14 protein-coding genes and 1 riboswitch are annotated in these 13,689 nt (G+C 69.1%); of the genes, 8 read left to right on the forward strand and 6 right to left on the reverse strand.

The window, feature by feature from the left end:
- Window positions 1-111: 111 nt before the first annotated feature.
- From FEK34_RS05445 to FEK34_RS05465, 5 genes are all read right to left on the reverse strand, one after another.
- Window positions 112-1,683 (reverse strand): DHA2 family efflux MFS transporter permease subunit, encoded by a 1,572-nt coding sequence (locus FEK34_RS05445; RefSeq protein WP_138446727.1) that lies wholly within the window; start codon window positions 1,681-1,683, stop codon window positions 112-114.
- Entirely contained in the window at window positions 1,680-2,165 is a 486-nt protein-coding gene (locus FEK34_RS05450; protein WP_171048053.1) for a MarR family winged helix-turn-helix transcriptional regulator, read from the reverse strand. The genes FEK34_RS05445 and FEK34_RS05450 overlap by 4 nt, the downstream gene beginning before the upstream one ends.
- 250 nt (window positions 2,166-2,415) lie before the next feature.
- Window positions 2,416-3,441 carry an ABC transporter substrate-binding protein gene (locus FEK34_RS05455; RefSeq protein ID WP_171048054.1) on the reverse strand — a complete coding sequence of 342 codons (1,026 nt, stop codon included), beginning with the start codon at window positions 3,439-3,441 and terminating at the stop codon, window positions 2,416-2,418.
- Window positions 3,438-4,241 (reverse strand): ABC transporter ATP-binding protein, encoded by an 804-nt coding sequence (locus FEK34_RS05460; protein ID WP_138446729.1) that lies wholly within the window; start codon window positions 4,239-4,241, stop codon window positions 3,438-3,440. The genes FEK34_RS05455 and FEK34_RS05460 overlap by 4 nt, the downstream gene beginning before the upstream one ends.
- 65 nt (window positions 4,242-4,306) lie before the next feature.
- Window positions 4,307-5,338, reverse strand: coding sequence for a FecCD family ABC transporter permease (locus FEK34_RS05465; protein ID WP_138446730.1), 1,032 nt, complete (start codon window positions 5,336-5,338; stop codon window positions 4,307-4,309).
- Between the two features lie 51 nt (window positions 5,339-5,389).
- A riboswitch (cobalamin riboswitch) is annotated at window positions 5,390-5,516 on the reverse strand.
- A 65-nt stretch (window positions 5,517-5,581) separates the two neighbouring features.
- On the opposite strand from FEK34_RS05465, the gene FEK34_RS05470 reads away from it, so the two are divergent.
- The 5 genes from FEK34_RS05470 (at window position 5,582) to FEK34_RS05490 (ending at window position 10,825) form a co-directional block, all read left to right on the forward strand.
- Window positions 5,582-6,736, forward strand: a complete 1,155-nt coding sequence (locus tag FEK34_RS05470) for an alpha/beta fold hydrolase (RefSeq protein WP_138446731.1) — start codon at window positions 5,582-5,584, stop codon at window positions 6,734-6,736.
- A gap of 66 nt (window positions 6,737-6,802) precedes the next feature.
- Window positions 6,803-7,894: an ABC transporter substrate-binding protein gene (locus tag FEK34_RS05475; RefSeq protein WP_171048055.1), complete on the forward strand. Its 1,092-nt coding sequence runs from the start codon at window positions 6,803-6,805 to the stop codon at window positions 7,892-7,894.
- The gene (locus tag FEK34_RS05480; RefSeq protein WP_138446732.1) at window positions 7,894-8,757 is read left to right on the forward strand and encodes an ABC transporter permease; all 864 of its coding nucleotides are present in this window, start codon (window positions 7,894-7,896) and stop codon (window positions 8,755-8,757) included. The genes FEK34_RS05475 and FEK34_RS05480 overlap by 1 nt, the downstream gene beginning before the upstream one ends.
- On the forward strand, window positions 8,733-9,461 hold the full coding sequence (locus FEK34_RS05485; RefSeq protein ID WP_171048056.1) for an ABC transporter ATP-binding protein: 729 nt from the start codon (window positions 8,733-8,735) through the stop codon (window positions 9,459-9,461). Before FEK34_RS05480 ends, FEK34_RS05485 begins: the two co-directional genes overlap by 25 nt.
- A gap of 14 nt (window positions 9,462-9,475) precedes the next feature.
- Window positions 9,476-10,825: an LLM class flavin-dependent oxidoreductase gene (locus FEK34_RS05490; RefSeq protein WP_138446733.1), complete on the forward strand. Its 1,350-nt coding sequence runs from the start codon at window positions 9,476-9,478 to the stop codon at window positions 10,823-10,825.
- Between the two features lie 84 nt (window positions 10,826-10,909).
- On the opposite strand, the gene FEK34_RS05495 is transcribed toward FEK34_RS05490, so the two are convergent.
- Window positions 10,910-11,500, reverse strand: a complete 591-nt coding sequence (locus tag FEK34_RS05495; RefSeq protein ID WP_138446734.1) for a TetR/AcrR family transcriptional regulator C-terminal domain-containing protein — start codon at window positions 11,498-11,500, stop codon at window positions 10,910-10,912.
- A gap of 147 nt (window positions 11,501-11,647) precedes the next feature.
- Here FEK34_RS05495 and bioB point away from each other — a divergent pair, with 147 nt between their 5' ends.
- From bioB to FEK34_RS05510, 3 genes are read left to right on the forward strand one after another with little or no spacing between them, the layout of a single operon-like run.
- Complete coding sequence (gene bioB, locus FEK34_RS05500) at window positions 11,648-12,661, forward strand: biotin synthase BioB (RefSeq protein WP_171048057.1); 1,014 nt, start codon at window positions 11,648-11,650, stop codon at window positions 12,659-12,661.
- 17 nt (window positions 12,662-12,678) lie between these two features.
- Complete coding sequence (locus FEK34_RS05505) at window positions 12,679-12,894, forward strand: hypothetical protein (RefSeq protein WP_036535591.1); 216 nt, start codon at window positions 12,679-12,681, stop codon at window positions 12,892-12,894.
- A gap of 34 nt (window positions 12,895-12,928) precedes the next feature.
- Window positions 12,929-13,639, forward strand: a complete 711-nt coding sequence (locus tag FEK34_RS05510; RefSeq protein ID WP_138446736.1) for a DUF2567 domain-containing protein — start codon at window positions 12,929-12,931, stop codon at window positions 13,637-13,639.
- Window positions 13,640-13,689: the final 50 nt, after the last annotated feature.

Here is a 13,689-nt window from a genome sequence, read left to right on the forward strand (position 1 = left end):
GCGCGCCTGAGGTTCGCCCTGTGTGCCCGACCGTTTCTGATAGCCGAAAACAACCGATCCCCGTGCGAGTTCGTTCGCACGGGGATCGGTTGTGGTCCGCTTCTACGCAGCTCAGTGCATCATGACCGGAGCCTTGGGCTGTTCACCCTCGGCCGGAGCATCGATCTTCTTGCGCGGCAGGAAGAACGACGCGATCAAGGTGACCAGGCACAGGAACGCCGCCACCAGGTAGCTGGTGGAGAACGCCGACGCCATATCGTCGAGCACGATCGACTCGAACTTCGCACCCAGCGACTGGATGTATTCCAGGATCGACGGGTCCGGCGGCGTGCCGGTGCGTTCGGCCTCGCCGACGGCCTGGGCCGCCGACACCGGCTCCGACGCCTTGAACTGGTTGGTCAGCACCACCGAGATGATGGCGACACCGACCGAGCTGGCGATCTGCTGCGCGATGTTCAGCAGCGTGGAACCACGGGCCACCTCGTGCTCGGACAGGGTGCGCAGCGCGGCCGTCATCAGCGGCATCATGGTGCCACCCATGCCCAGGCCCAGCACGAACAGCAGACCCAGCAGGATCGGGTAGGAGGTGTGCGCGTCGGTCTGCGACAGCCCGAACATCGCGACGGTGATGGTCGCCATGCCGACCGGAACGATCCGGCCCACCGGCAGCTTGTCGGCCAGCGCACCCGCCAGCGGCATGGTGAGCATGGTGCCGAGACCCTGCGGCGCCACCAGCAGACCCGCCATCAGCGCGCTCTCCCCGCGCACCTGCTGGAAGTAGGTCGGCACCAGCAGCAGACCACCGAAGAACGAGGCCGCGAACAGGAACATGGTGATCGTGGAGATCGACAGGTCGAAGTTCTTGAACAGGCGCAGATCCAGCAGCGGATGCTTGGGCTTGAACGAGTAGAACACGAACGCGATCACCAGCAGCGCGCCCAGCAGCATCGTCGCCCACACCTTCGGCGCGGTGACGGTGCCTTCCTCCGGAATCGTGGACACACCGAACAGGAACAGCGCAAGACCCGGCGAGAGCATCAGCATGCCGATGAAGTCGAAGGTCTCACTCGGCTGCGGATCATCCTTGGGCAGCACCAGGTAGGCGTAAACCAGCGAGATGGCGCCGATGGGCAGGTTGATCAGGAAGATCCAGTGCCAGGTGGCGTTGTCGAGCAGCCAGCCGCCCAGGATCGGGCCGAGGATCGGGCCGAGCAGCATCGGGATGCCGAGGATGGCCATCAGCCGGCCGATCCGCTCGGGTCCGGCGGCCTTGGTCATGATCGTCATGCCCAGCGGCATCAGCATGCCGCCGCCGAGGCCCTGGATCACCCGGAACGCGATCAGCGCCTCGATGCTCCAGGCCGCCGCACACAGCACCGAACCGCCGGTGAACAGCACCAGCGCGGCCAGGTAGAGGCGTTTGGTGCCGAATCGGTCGGCGGCCCAACCGGTCAGCGGAATGACCGTCGCCAGGGCGAGGGTGTAGGCGGTGACCGTCCAGGCCACGGTGGAGTAGTTGGCGACGTCGAACTCGGTCTGGAACGTCGGCAGCGCGACGTTGACCACGGTGATGTCGAGGATCGACATGATGGCGCCGAGGACGACGACACCGGCGACCTTGAGTACGGCGCCGTCTATCTTGTCGGGTACCGCTGCGGCGGTACTGCCGGCGGACTTGCTCACGAGGGGTCTCCCGTCGATACGGCTGGGATGGATTGCACCGAGGCGAGTGCCCCGGAGTCGAGCACGCCGATGAGGGCGGCGTGCAGATCGTCACGCACGGTGTCGGGCAGGCGTTCGACCAGGCGGTCGATCGCTTCGCGATGGCACATCATCTGATCGCGGATGACCTCGCGGCCGTGTTCGCTGAGGCCGACCAGTTTCACCCGCCGGTCCTCTGGGCTTTCGTCCCTGGTCAGCAACCCGAGACGAACGAGCCGATCCACATTGCGCCCCGCCGCGGTCACCGACAACGAGAGTCGTTCGGCGATGGTGTGGATGGGCAGCTGCTGACGATCGTCGTGGCCGAGGACGAACAGGGTGCGTGCCTGCGAGAGCGACAGATCCAGGTCGACCAGCCGATCGGCACCCCCGGAACGACTCGCGCTGAACAGGCCCGTCAGGAAACGCTCAAGCGTCTCGCTGATTCCCAATTCACTCGTCACCGCGCGATCATAATGCGCACGCAATAGTCGCGTACAAGCGAATATTGCGCGTTTGTGTCTGACGTCACGTCTGCTGAGTGAGAGGTCATGATGCCGGCCGTGCGACGTATGCGTCACGGAGCCGACGCTAGACCCGGGGTCCGACACAATCGGTGTGAGATTCGCCGGAAGCGCCGCTCTACCTGGGTTGATGTGGTGAGCATCACGTTCGGGCCGCGGCTATCCGAGTGCCGAACCGCCTGTCCCGACCTCAGCGGATCGCGTCGTCGGATCGCGGCGCGATATCCGACGGCGGCACCAATCCCCACTGTTCGAGGTGCTTGCGGATCTGTTCGGCCGCATCGATATTGAGCGGCCCGCTCGTCCACATCGCGTACGGCAGGTTCAGGAAGCGTCCCTCGGTGACGGCGCGCAGCTGGTTGATGCCCGGCTTGGCGCGCAGCATCTCGACCTTCTGCGCGTAGCTCTGCATCGGATAGTCGACGAACATGATGGCGTCCGGGTCGGCGCCGGCCAGCCGCTCCCACGACACCGCGGTCCAGGTGTCGGGGACATCCGAGAGCACATTGCGTCCACCGGCGGCGTCCAGGATCGCCTGCGGCGCACCGAAACTGCCGCTGGAGAAGATGGTGTCGCTGCCGCTGTCGAACAGGAAGATCCGCGGGGTGCGTTCGGGTTTCGGCGCGGCCGCGAGCGCGGCGAGGCGGCGATCGAGATCGCCGACGAGCTCGGTGGCGCGTTCGGTGCGGCCGGTGATGGCGCCGAGGTTGGTGAGATCCTCGCGTAGTGCCGTCCACGGTTCGACCACTCCGCGCGGGCGTTCACCGGCGCGTTGACGGCAGCTCTCGGTGAGGATGTAGGCGGCGATGCCGGCCGCCCGCAGCGAATCCGGGGTGAGGTTCTTGGATTCGTCGTAGCCGTAATTCCAGCCGGCGACCACCACATCGGCTCCCTGTGCGAGAACCGTTTCCCGCGAGGGGGATTCGTCGGCCACCGAGTTCAGCGTGTCCACCGCCGGTCCGTAGTGGTTGCGCAGCACGGTGATGTCCTGCTGCATGCTCGACACCGCGGCCACCTGGTCCTGCGCGCCGAGCGCCAGCACCATCGAGATCATGTTGCTGTCGTTGACGAACATGCGCTGCGCCGGGGCCGGAAAGCTCGACTCCACACCGCAATTGCGTACGGTGAGGTCGCCGGTCGCGGCGTGCGGACTGCCGCAGGCGGCCAGCGTCACGGCCAGCGCGGCCGCCGACAGCATTCGGATCGGGTGTTTCATCGGGCCGCCTCTCGCGGGGTGATCAACAGATGGTTCTCGCCGGTCTCGGGATGCGGCACGCGGGTGGCCCGCACTCCGAACACGGTGCCGACGATGTCGGCGTGCAGGGCGATCTCGGGCGGTTCGAGCGGATGGGCCCGCCCGTCGTGCACGACCAGCACTCGGTCGCAGTAGCGGTCGGCCAGCGCCAGATCGTGCAGCGCGGCGATCACGGTGCGGTTCAGGCGCCGGGCCTGGGCGAGCAGCTCGAGCCGGTGGGTGATGTCGAGATGGTTGGTCGGTTCGTCCAGCAGCAGCACCGGGGTGTTCTGGACGAGGGCGCGGGCCAGCAGCACGCGCTGCCGTTCGCCGCCGGAGAGGCGGTGGACCGGGCGGTCGCCGAAGCCGGCGAGGTCGACCGCGGCCAGGGCGTCGTCGATGATCGTGCGTTCGCGCGAGGAGCCGGCACCCCAGGGCGGTAGATACGGCGTCAGGCCGAGTGAGACGACCTCGCAGGCCAGCAGATCGTCGGGTGGGCGTTCGTCCTGCGCGACCAGCGCGACCGTTCGCGCGCGCCGGCGGGGCGAGAGGGCGTGCAGATCGTCGGTGCCGACCAGGACGCGGCCATGTCGCGGCTTCGTGAGTCCGGCGAGGGTGCGCAGCAGGGTGGTCTTGCCTGCGCCGTTCGGGCCGACGATGCCGATCATTTCGCCGGGGCGGACCTCGAAATCGACGCCGGCCAGGACCTCGCGTCGCCCGGGACCACAGGCCAGGTCGCGCACCGCGACGGTCGCACCGCCCACGGCCTGGTCGGCGGTCATCGGGTGCTCCGGCGACTCGGCAGATTCATCACGACCACCGGTGTCGGCTGTGATGAACGCGCCGCTCACGACGCACCGAACCGGTAATGCCGCCGGCCCATCAGGATCAGGAACGCCGGCGCACCGATCAGCCCGGTCAATACGCCGACCGGTATCTCGGTGGGCCGCACCAGGACTCGTGTCGCCGCATCGGCGATCACCAGGAACAGCGCCCCTAGCAGCGCGCACGTGGGCAATAGCGCGCGGTGGCGCGGCCCGACGACAAGGCGCGCCGCGTGTGGCACCACCAGCCCGACGAAGCCGATCCCGCCCGACACCGCCACCAGTACGCCGACCAGCACCGCGAGCAGCACGAACAACGCGATTCGCAGCTCACGCACCGGAACGCCGATGGAACCGGCGGTGTCCGCGCCCAGATGCAGCGCGTCCAGCCAGCCCGACGCCGCGATCAGCGCCACTGCGGCGGCCGCGACCACCGCCAGCGGCACCGCGATCTTGGTCCAGTCCGCGCCCGCCAGGCTGCCCAGCAGCCAGAACAGCACCGACTGCGCGGCCGCCGGGTCGGTGCTGCGGAAGATCAGATAGCTGGTCAGCGCCGAGAACGCCGAGGCGAGCACGGTGCCGGTCAGGACGAGGCGCAGCGGCGTGAGCCCGCCTTGGGTCACCGCGATCATGAACACCAGCGCCGCCGCCGCGAACGCGCCGACGAGCGCACCGCCCGACAATGCCCAGAGCCCCGCACCCGCGAGCACACCCGAGGTGATCACCGCCGCGGCGCCGACCCCGGCGCCGGAGGACACACCGAGCAGGAACGGATCGGCCAGCGGGTTGCGCACCAGCGTCTGCATGGCCGCACCGGCCAGCGCCAGCCCGGCCCCGACGATCGCGGCCAGCACGGTACGCGGCACCCGCAGCTGCCAGACGATGGTGTCCAGGCCGGGGTCCGGCGGTATCCGGCCGGTCAGGCGGTGGGTCAGGACGTCGATCACGCCCGATACCGGCAGCGATTCCGCGCCGAATCCGGTGGCCAGCACCATGACCGCGGCCAGCGCGGCCAGCAGTATCGGGACGACGACAGCGGTGCCGACACGGGTCATCGCGCACGCACCATCGATGAACAGCGCTCCACAGGCAAGTCGCGGCCTCTCCAGAGTTCGTCCGGTGGGGGAGGTCTGACTCGCGCCCGCAGGGGGCGCTCACAGTGGCGCGACCGTTCCGGATTTGCACCGGATTCCCGCACCCACCGAGGGTGAGGCCGAACTCTACCGATCGGTCCGGTTCGAGGTGGCGCCGGGTCGCGGCGATGGCAGAGCGTCGCGCGCCGTGCCTACAGTGAAAACATGTCGCCGCTGGACGATCGACACCCGTCCACTGTCACCGACTGGGACGATGCGCGACGGCGGGCCCGACTGGCCGAGACCCGGCCCGGGCACAACTGGACGACGTTGCGCCGCACCCGGTTGGCGTTGTCGCGGGCCGGTGCGCTGATGCTGATCGTGCTGATCGGCATGGTCCAGTACTGGGTGCACGATGTGGCGCCGGAGCGGGCGCGGCTGGCGGGCACCGAGCCGTCGCTGCTGCCGATCTCCGCGCCCGCCGATCCGGGGGACTGGGATACCGCCGTCGTCGACATGGTTGGACTCGGCGGCCTCAACGCCTCCGACACCGCCGAAGCACTGCCCGCGCTGAGCACGATGGGCGTGGTGTGGGCGATCCGCTACGACAATCGCGGTATCGACACCAAGGTGATCGCCGATCTGATCATCCGGGCCGCGGTCATGTCCGGGATCCGCAATATCGTGCTCACCGGGCACAGCATGGGCGGGGTGATCGCGCTGGAGGTGGGCCAGCATATCCACACCGGCAGCGAGCTGCGATTGGTCGCGGTGCTGCTCGACTGCACCCCGCTCGACCTCGACGCCGTCCGGCCCGACAAACGCGGCCGCGGGCAGGACATGGTGCGCTGGATGGGCTGGCTGCCCGGTGCCAGGGAGAGCCGCGCGTTGCGGCTGGTCGTCGAAACCTATGCGCGCCGGGAACGTTTCGTCGACCGCGACGGCGTCCCCGGTATCCGCGTCGAAGAGCTGGGCGCGGTGGTGGCCGAGGTGCTGCGCGACAAGATCTTCAACCCCGACGCCGCGAGCAACGGCCTGATCGAATCCCAATTCCTCGCCATCGTGGCCGGTGGTTCGGTCGACAATCTGCGCGCGCTGTCCGAGCCCGCCGACGGCAAGCCGCGTCCGGCGATCGTGTTCATCCGCCCGCACGACGCCCACCGGGACGAGGTGGTCGACGTCGAACGCACCCATCAGGTGCTCATCGACGAGGTCGGCGGCGCCGACGGCGCGCTGCTGGTGGTGCTGCCGCACGGCACCGGCCATGCCAACCCGCGCCAGCGCCCGCACGAGTACAACACCGTGCTCGCCCAGCAGGTGCAGCCGTTCGTGGAACGGTTCGAACAGCAGAGCGCCGGCCGCGTCGACGCCGGACGGTGAGGACGAGTTCGGATCACGGTGCCGTTAACGGTGTTCGGGGCCGGGCCCGGCTTGTTGAATTCCCGCATGGCTCGACCTCGTATCTTCCGCACCGGCCCGCGCGGCCGCACCGCCGCCCTCCTGCTCGCCGCAGTATCGTTCGCGACGTTCGCGCTGACCGGATGTGCCTCCGACAAGCCGGAGGCTGGGTCTGTCGTCGACGGGCCACTGCCGACCGAGGTGCCGCCGGGCACCAAGCTCGTGCTCGCCGACCAGTCCGAACTGCTGCGCCACCAACTGCTGCTCTCGGGTGAGCTGGACAAGCTGCCGTTCGAGGTCGAGTTCGCCAACTTCGTGGGCGGTCCGGCGATCCTGGAATCGTTCCGCGCCGGGGCCGCCGACGCCGCCTGGGTCGGCGATGTCCCGCCCATCCACGCCCTCGCCGCGAAACAGGATGTGCCGATCGTCGCGGCGGCCCAGATCGACCCGGGCGCTTTGCGATTCGGTGTGGCCCCCGGTGTTTCGGTCCGGACGGCCGCGGAGATCAAGGGCAAGAAGATCGCCTACGCCGAGGGCACCTCACAGCAGGCGGCGGTGCTGCGGTTGCTGGACAAGGCCGGGCTGGAGACCTCCGACGTGGAGTTGGTGCGCATCCAGCTCGCCGAATTCCTGGACGCGGTGCGCACCGGCCAGGTCGATCTCGCCCCGCTCAACGAACCCAACACCACCCGATTCCTGCGCACCCCCGGCACCTCGCTGATCCCGGCCGAGGAAACCGCGGGCACCTACCCGGGGCTCACCTACCTGTACGCGCGCCGCGAGGTGGTGCGTGATCCGGCGAAGGCCGCCGCGGTGCGGGCGCTGGTGGCCGCGTATGTGCGGTCCTGGCAGTGGGTGAACGAGCACCGCGACGAATGGGCGCAGAAGTACTACGTGGACAACCAGAAGGTGAGCCTCGACGACGCCAAGCGCATCGTGGCATCGCGGGGCACCATCACCTTCCCGCATCTGGACCAGCAGCTGATCGACCGCCAGCAGGCCACCATCGACGTCATCGACGCCGCCGGTGAACTGCCGCGCAAGGTCAGCGCCGCCGACGGGATCGACCTGCGTTTCGACACCGTCATCACCGAAACCGTCGGCCAGGTCGGCGCCGGCTTCGCACCGGGGAGCAACTGATGGCTGTACAGACCGCAGGCGCGGGCGTCTTCGGACGGGTACCGCGCACCGCCGCCACCCCCGCGCTCGCCGCGCGCAAGCGCACCCGCCGCACCCTCGGGCCGGGCCGGGCGATCCCGTTCGGCGCGGCGCTCGGGCCCGCACTGCTGATCGGCGCCTGGATCGCCGGATCCGCCTCCGGTGCGCTCGACCCGGAGACCCTGCCCGCGCCGTGGACGGTCGCGCAGACCGCGGGCGATCTCCTCGCCGACGGCCGCCTGCAATCGAACCTGCTCACCTCGCTGCAACGGGCCGGGATCAGTCTGGTGCTCGGCGTCGTCATCGGCGTGGTGCTGGCCTTGATCGCCGGGCTGAGCCGCCTGGGTGAGGCGCTGGTGGACGGGCCGATCCAGATCAAACGCTCCATCCCGACGCTGGCGTTGATCCCGCTGTTCATCGTGTGGTTCGGCATCGGTGAACAGATGAAGCTCATCGTCATCACCACCAGCGTGCTCATCCCGGTCTACATCAACACCCACGCGCATCTGCGCAGCGTCGACGCACGCTATGTCGAACTCGCCGAGACGGTCGGCCTGTCGCGCACGGCGTTCATCCGCCGGATCGCGCTGCCCGGTTCGCTGCCCGGCTTCTTCACCGGGCTGCGGCTGGCGGTCACCATCTCCTGGCTGGCGCTGGTGGTGGTCGAGCAGGTCAACGCCACCAGCGGCATCGGCTATCTGATGACGCAGGCCCGCACCTACGGCCAGATCGACGTCATCGTGGTCGGCCTGGTCATCTACGGCCTGCTCGGGCTGCTCGGTGATCTCGCCGTGCGCACAGTGGAAAGGAAGGCGCTGTCATGGCGGCAGACTCTCGGCGACTGAATCTCGTCCGGGCCCGCGCCCTCACTCGCGGTTTCGGCGACCGGGTGGTGCTCGACGGGCTCGATCTCGATATCGCGCGCGGCGAATTCGTCGCGCTGCTCGGGCGCAGCGGCTCCGGTAAGAGCACCTTGCTGCGGGCGCTGGCCGAACTCGACGACGGCGTGCCCGGTTCGGGGGAGCTGTCGGTGCCGGCGGACAAGGCGGTGGTGTTCCAGGATTCGCGGCTGCTGCCGTGGACGCGGGTGCTCGACAACGTCACCCTCGGGCTGACCGGTCCGGGTGCCGCCGACCGTGGCCGGGAGGCGCTCGCCGAGGTCGGGCTGGCCGGGCGGGAGCGGGCGTGGCCGCGCGAGTTGTCCGGTGGTGAGCAGCAGCGGGTCGCGCTGGCCCGTTCGCTGGTGCGCGCGCCCGCGCTGTTGCTGGCCGACGAACCCTTCGGCGCGCTCGACGCGCTCACCCGGATCCGGATGCACGTGCTGTTGCGCGAGCTGTGCGCCAAGCACACCCCGGCCGTGCTACTGGTCACCCATGACGTGGACGAGGCGGTGTCGCTGGCCGATCGCGTGCTCGTCCTCGAGGCGGGGCGCATCGTGCTCGACCGCCGCATCGCACTGGATCATCCACGCCGGCACAGCGATCCGGTGTTCGCACAGTATCGAGAGGAGCTGCTGAGCGGGCTCGGTGTCGAGCCGCAGGCAGCGTAGGTGAAGCAGGCTTCATGACCGAGCAACGACAACTGAGTCTCAACGCGTTCATCTACCCGGCCGGCCATCACGAGGCGGCCTGGCGTCATCCCGACAGCGGCGCCGACCGGATCTACGACGTGTCCTATTACCAGCAGATCGGCCGCACCGCCGAGGCCGCGACCTTCGACGCGGTGTTCTTCGCCGACGGGCCCGCCCTGCGAACCAACGTGGAGTTCAACGCCGCGCCAGGGCTGGAGCCGATCACGCTGCTCACCGCGATCGCCTCGGCGACAACGCATCTCGGCCTGATCGCGACGGCGTCGACCACCTACTACGAGCCCTACAACCTGGCGCGGCTGTTCTCCTCGCTCGACCACATCTCCGGTGGCCGCGCGGGCTGGAACATCGTCACCACCGGGACCGAAGCGGCGGCCGCCAATTTCGGTCTCGACCGGCACCCGGATCATCGCGAACGCTATGCCAGGGCGCGGGAATTCGTCGACGCGGTGGTCGCGCTGTGGGACAGCTGGGAAGACGACGCCATCGTGTTCGACCGCGCCGCCGGGCGCTACGCCGACCCGGACAAGATCCACCGGATCGACTTCGACGGCGAGTACCTGCGCGTGCGTGGCCCGTTCAGCTCCGCGCGCACCCCGCAGGGCTATCCGGTGCTGGTGCAGGCCGGAGCGTCCAATGACGGCCGCGCCTTCGCGGGCCGCTATGCCGAAGCCATCTTCACCGCGCATCAGCGGCTCGAGGACGCGCAGCGGTTCTACCGCGATATCAAGCAGCGGGCGCGCGGTTTCGGCCGCAACCCCGATCACGTCAAGATCCTGCCCGGGATCTCTCCGTTCATCGCCGACACCGAAGAAGGGGCCCGGCGGCTGGAACGGGAGTTCAACGAACTCACCGTGCCGGAATACGGCCTGACGCAGCTGGAAAGCATCGCGGGCAAGAGCCTGCGGCATCTGAAACTGGACGAGCCGGTGCCGTACGAATTGTTCGCCGACGCCGGTGATGTCACCGACAACGCCCAGAGCCGCCTGCAAGTGGTGGCGGGCATCGTCGAGCGCGAGCGTCCCACGGTGCGCGGACTGCTGCATCGGCTGGCCGGTGCGCGCGGGCATCGCGTCTTCGCCGGAACACCGGAGCAGGTCGCCGACACCATCGAAGAGTGGTTCCGGCACGGCGCGGCCGACGGGTTCAACGTGATGCCGCCGTATTACCCGGGTGGGCTCGAGGTGTTCGCCGAGACCGTGGTGCCGATTCTGCGGGAGCGCGGGCTGTTTCGCACCGAATACACCGGGACCACCTTGCGTGACCACTTCGGGCTGCCGCGTCCGGAGAGCCGGTTCGCGCGGCGGCCGGCACTGGTCCGGTGAGGGCCGGATAGCGCGATGAGAAAGGCCTGCGTGGAGGTATCGTGCCGATCTTGCGCAGCTCTCAGCGCATGCGGGATTCGAGCATCAGCGCACGCGGGAGCCGAGCAGGTGCCGGATACCGCCGACGAACAGTTGCAGGCCGAAGTCGAAACGGGCTGTCGGGTCGGGGGATTCGGCATCGCTCAGCGGGGAATCGGCGTCGGTGAGTGCGCCTGCGGAGTCCATCTGCATGCGCGACTGTTCGTCGACGGTGTGGCCGAGTACGTAGTACAGCAGCGTGAACGCCGCCAGTTCGGCCTCGGCGCGCGGCATGCCCGCGCGGATCGCGGCGCCGGCGAAACGCTCGCGGCCCTTGCTGGTGGTCAGGCGTGAGGCATAGGTGGCCGAGACGAGTTCGGCGCCGTCACGGTAGGCCAGCAGGCAGTTGCGCAGCCGGTGCGCGAGTTCGGTGAGCTGGCCCGGCCAGTCGGTGGCCTCGAGCGGATCCTCCATGGGCGCGAGGATGCGGTCGGCCACCGCGCCGAGCAGCGCCTGCTTGTTCGGGAAATGCCAGTACAGGGCGCCGGGCTGCACGCGCAACGATCCGGCCAGCCGACGCATCGTCAGGTCGGCGAGACCGAATTGGTCGAGGATGGCGATGGCGCCGTCGACCACATCGGACCGGTGCAGTTGCACGCTGGAACCCTCCCGTCGTGTTGTGTCTCACTCTCGAGCTACCCTATCCTGAACACCGTTCAAGTTGCATGGTCGTTCCAGTGTGAATGCCATCTCGATCGGCCACCACCGACGGCCGCACCCGGCCGGATGAAAGGGATTCGTGCAGTGACCCAGGCACCCGTGACCACCGACATTCTGGCCATCGCCCGCGAGCAGGTGCTCGAACGCGGCGTCGGACTCACCCAGGAACAGACCCTCGAGGTCCTGAAGCTCGGTGACGACCGGCTCGAGGATCTGCTGGCGCTGGCCCACGACGTGCGGATGAAGTGGTGCGGCCCGGAGGTCGAGGTCGAGGGCATCATCAGCCTCAAGACCGGCGGCTGCCCGGAGGACTGCCACTTCTGCTCCCAGTCGGGCCTGTTCCAGTCGCCGGTGCGCGCCGCCTGGCTCGACATCCCGAGCCTGGTCGAGGCCGCCAAGCAGACCGCCAAGACCGGCGCCACCGAGTTCTGCATCGTCGCGGCCGTGCGCGGCCCGGACGAGCGGCTGATGGCGCAGGTCGCCGCCGGTGTCGAAGCCATCCGCAACGAGGTCGACATCCAGGTCGCCTGCTCGCTCGGCATGCTCACCCAGGAACAGGTCGACCAGCTCGCCGCCATGGGCGTGCACCGCTACAACCACAACCTGGAGACCTCGCGCTCGCACTTCCCCAACGTCGTCACCACCCACACCTGGGAGGAGCGCTGGGACACCCTGCGCATGGTGCGCGAGGCCGGCATGGAGGTCTGCTGCGGCGGCATCCTCGGCATGGGCGAAAGCCTCGAACAGCGCGCCGAATTCGCCGCCAACCTGGCCGAACTCGAGCCCGACGAGGTCCCGCTGAACTTCCTCAACCCGCGCCCGGGCACCCCCTTCGGTGACCTCGAGGTGCTGCCGGCCGCCGATGCGCTGCGCGCCGTGGCCGCGTTCCGGCTGGCGCTGCCGCGCACCATCCTGCGCTTCGCCGGCGGCCGCGAGATCACCCTCGGCGACCTCGGCGCCAAGCAGGGCATCCTCGGCGGCATCAACGCCGTCATCGTCGGCAACTACCTGACGACCCTCGGCCGGCCCGCGGAGAGCGACCTCGACCTGCTCGGCGAGCTGAAGATGCCGATCAAGGCGCTCAACGACACCCTGTGAGCGGCGCGGTTACTGTGATGGACATGGCCGAGCGCTACAACCCGTTCACCGGCAAGCGGATCGTCCCAGGGCTCGACGATCCGATGCCGAAGGCCGCCGAACTGGGGCTGGAGCCGCCGCGTTTCTGTGAACACTGCGGGCGCCGGATGATCGTGCAGGTCAACCCCGACGGCTGGTGGGCCAAATGCTCCCGGCACGGGGTCACCGATTCGAGCAGCCTGGAGCGCCGCTGAGCCCGCGACCGCGGCGGTCGGTCATAATCCAGCAATGGTCGCAGCGAATACGCAGGTGCACCCGGTGACAGCGCAACCGGGTGCAGCCGTGCGCCGGGAGGTGGGCGCGGCGGGCGTCATCGCGGCCGCGGTCATCGTCGCCAACCTCCTCGGTGCGCTGGTGTGGGCGCTGCTCGCGCCGGCCGAACAGCTGCTCGTAGTGCAGCCCGGGCGTGGGGCGGCGCTCACCGGGGAAAGCGCGCACCGGTTCGACGCGGTGGCGATCTTCGTCTGCGTGGGCGCGGTGATCGGTGTGTGCTCGGCGGTGGGCGCCTGGCGGTGGCGGCGGATGCGCGGGCCCATCGCGTTCGCGGGCCTGCTGTTCGGATCGCTGGCGGGCGGCTGGCTGATGGCGTTGCTCGGCCAGTACCTCGCCGACGCGAACCATCCGCGCCCCACCGATCCGCCCGTCGGCCAGATCGTGACGTTGCCGCCCGAGGTCGGCACCTGGCTCGCCTTGGTGCCGCAGCCGCTGATCGCTTCGCTGGTGGTGTTGTTCCTCGCCGCGTTGAGTTCGTCGGAGGATCTGGGGACGGGGTACGCCGGGCCGGTCGGGGCGTCGCGGCCGGTGCCGGAACACGAGTACGACCCGGCATCGGTGTACGACCCCTACCGGGTGCCCGCGAACCCGGGGCGCTACGGTGCGCCGCCGCAGGGCAGTGCGCAGCAGTCGGATGCGGTGCCGGAACGGGATTCGTCGAACTGACTGCTGGGCGCTCGCGCCACTGTTGGCTCAACCGTTGCCGCGTGTTCGGT

This window comes from Nocardia cyriacigeorgica (assembly GCF_005863245.1).
Lineage (GTDB): Bacteria > Actinomycetota > Actinomycetes > Mycobacteriales > Mycobacteriaceae > Nocardia > Nocardia cyriacigeorgica_C.